2 protein-coding genes and 1 pseudogene are annotated in these 3,065 nt (G+C 39.8%); 1 reads left to right on the forward strand and 2 read right to left on the reverse strand.

The genetic code is table 11. The annotated features are described in order from the left end of the window. Positions 1-253: 253 nt before the first annotated feature. Positions 254-2,179, forward strand: a complete 1,926-nt coding sequence (locus ACT8YW_RS22615; RefSeq protein ID WP_444107219.1) for an NAD(+) synthase — start codon at positions 254-256, stop codon at positions 2,177-2,179. A gap of 73 nt (positions 2,180-2,252) precedes the next feature. Here the strand turns inward: ACT8YW_RS22615 and ACT8YW_RS22620 are convergent, their stop codons facing one another. Further along, complete coding sequence (locus ACT8YW_RS22620; RefSeq protein WP_444107220.1) at positions 2,253-2,813, reverse strand: tyrosine-protein phosphatase; 561 nt, start codon at positions 2,811-2,813, stop codon at positions 2,253-2,255. Between the two features lie 30 nt (positions 2,814-2,843). Then, positions 2,844-3,065, reverse strand: a pseudogene (locus ACT8YW_RS22625) (bifunctional histidinol-phosphatase/imidazoleglycerol-phosphate dehydratase); the annotation flags it as partial.

The following is a 3,065-nucleotide window of genomic DNA, read 5'->3' on the forward strand; positions in this document are numbered from 1 at the left end:
ATTTTATACCATATTTCCACTTATATCTTTTTGATACATATTTAAGTATGCATAACCTCCTAATGAAATAAATCCACAACATATTTCAAGGTTAGTTGAATATAAACGTTCATTTTGATAGTTGCTTTAATTGCTCAAACAATAACATCGCAACTCATACAAAATAGCTTATTAAAAGGATTCAATACAGAAAAGATAATTATTCAAAACTATTTCCTATTTTTGCACCCATTATATATAAATAAGGTACAAGATGAACTACGGATTTGTAAAAGTAGCCGCAGCCGTACCACACGTAAAAGTGGCCGACTGTAAATTCAATGTAGAGAAGATAGAAAGTCTGATTGCAGTAGCTGAAGGAAAAGGGGTGCAGATCATTATTTTCCCGGAAATGAGTATTACTGGATATACTTGTGGTGACCTATTCGGACAACAACTTTTGCTGGAAGAAGCAGAAATGGCCCTGATGCAGATTCTGAACAACACCCGTCAATTAGATATTATTTCTATTGTCGGTATGCCCGTAGTAGTCAACTCGACAGTAATCAATGCAGCCGTAGTGATTCAGAAGGGGAAAGTGCTAGGCGTTGCAGCCAAAACCTATCTCCCGAATTATAAGGAATTCTATGAACAACGTTGGTTTACCTCGGCCCTCCAACTAACGACAAATAATGTGCGACTATGCGGACAGATTGTTCCTATAGGCGCCAATCTACTTTTTGAGACTTCAGATACCACCTTTGGTATTGAGATATGCGAAGATCTTTGGTCTGCAATACCTCCAAGTTCCTCACTCGCACTGCAAGGTGCAGAAATTATTTTCAATATGTCTGCCGATAATGAAGGCATTGGAAAACACAATTATCTTTGCTCTCTCATCAGCCAACAATCCGCACGCTGTATTGCCGGATATATTTTCTCTTCTTGTGGCTTCGGAGAGTCTACTACTGATGTCGTTTTTGCCGGTAACGGATTAATTTATGAGAATGGTTCACTTCTTGCATGCAGCGAGCGTTTCAGTATGAAAGAACAGCTTATTATCAGTGAAATCGATGTGGAACGCATCCGGGCAGAACGCAGGATAAATACCACTTTCGCCGCTAATCAGGCAAACTTAGGAGACAAAAAGGCGGTCTCTATTACCACAGAATTTGTCAACAGTAAAGAACTCACTTTAACCCGAAAATTCAATGCTCATCCTTTCGTACCACAAGGAATTGAGCTAAATGAACATTGCGAAGAAGTATTCTCCATCCAAGTGGCAGGACTGGCACAAAGATTAGTCCACACCGGAGCTAAAACAGCCGTAGTCGGTATTTCAGGCGGACTAGACTCAACACTGGCACTGCTCGTCTGCGTAAAAACTTTCGATAAACTAGGATTATCCCGGAAAGGTATTCTCGGAATCACAATGCCGGGCTTTGGTACGACCGACCGCACCTACCATAATGCGATTGATCTAATGAAATCATTAGGTATATCCATCCGTGAGATTAGTATTAAAGATGCCTGTATCCAGCATTTTAAAGATATAGAACATGACGTGAATGTGCATGACGTTACATACGAAAATTCGCAAGCACGCGAACGTACACAAATACTGATGGATGTGGCCAACCAAACTTGGGGAATGGTTATCGGCACAGGAGATTTATCGGAGCTTGCACTGGGATGGGCTACTTACAACGGTGATCACATGTCTATGTACGGAGTAAATGCAAGTGTCCCCAAAACACTTGTGAAATATCTAGTGCAATGGGTGGCAGAAAACGGTATGGACGAAAAATCGAAAGCTACTTTACTTGATATTGTAGATACTCCTATTAGCCCGGAATTAATTCCGGCAGATGAGAACGGAGAAATTAAACAGAAAACAGAAGATTTGGTAGGTCCTTATGAACTACACGACTTCTTCCTATATTATTTCTTACGTTTTGGTTTCCGGCCTTCCAAGATATTCTATTTGGCAAAAACTACATTCAAAGATATGTATGATGAAAAAACCATTAAGAAATGGCTTTCCATTTTCTTCCGTCGTTTCTTCAACCAACAGTTCAAACGTTCTTGTTTGCCCGACGGTCCTAAAGTAGGGAGTATTTCCATTAGCCCACGGGGAGACTGGAGGATGCCTAGTGATGCAAGTTCAGCTATGTGGCTTAAAGAAATAGAGGCCTTATAAGAGTAGCCTATCAATAGGCTCATGCCACCGTACTGGCACAAGTGTGACAGAGTGATGGTAGAGACGTGACATATTATAACTCTCCGCCCGCCATTACTTCTTCTCTTATTTGCTCCACATTGGTTTCCTTGATTCTTCTAATAATATTCTTATAGATTCGATGAAAGCCATACCCCCCTTCTATCATTTCATGGATGGCGTCCTCTTTTGAAACATTCTGAAAAATGATACGATAAAACGCACAAACAGCCCCTGTGCGGTCAGAACCGTGGTGACAATGGAAAACAATAGGCGCTTTACGATTTTTAATAATGCGTAATGCTTGTATCAATTCCTTTTCGCTAATCGAATGAGCTTTGGTTTTTACGCGGTGAAGCTTTATACTTGTTCCTTTTGCTTCGTCATTATCACTATGTCTGTTTCGTAGATTAAGTACTTCTCCAATACCATACTTTTCTAAAACTTTAAAATCTTCCTTTGAAGGTTGCTCCGAACGATACACACCTGAATCTATTTGATACAAATTTGTTAAATCACTATCAGGCAGAATAATCTTATCCGCTTTCAAGTTTTGTCCGAAAAGGGAGACGGATAAGACTATCGCCAATAAATATAGCAGGATTCTTCTTTGCATAAGCAATGTGGATATGGTTCTAAAAAAACATTAAAGAACACCCTTACTGGATGGAAGTTCAAAATGGTAGATATCTCTCCTAATTGCCATTTTCAAAGCACGGGCAAGGGCTTTAAAAATACCTTCTATCTTATGATGTTCATTCTGTCCTTCCGCTTTAATGTTCAAATTCATCTTTGCCGCGTCACTAAGTGACTTAAAGAAATGAAGGAACATTTCCGTCGGCATCTCTCCTATCTTCTCACGCTTGAA

The sequence above is a fragment of the Bacteroides sp. genome (genome assembly GCF_052357945.1).
Lineage (GTDB): Bacteria > Bacteroidota > Bacteroidia > Bacteroidales > Bacteroidaceae > Bacteroides.

What these genes read in the sequence shown, in the direction of transcription:
- ACT8YW_RS22620 (WP_444107220.1), bottom strand. Translation starts at nt 2,813, where the DNA reads ATGCAAAGAAGAATCCTGCTATATTTATTGGCGATAGTCTTATCCGTC.
- ACT8YW_RS22615 (WP_444107219.1), top strand. Translation starts at nt 254, where the DNA reads ATGAACTACGGATTTGTAAAAGTAGCCGCAGCCGTACCACACGTAAAA.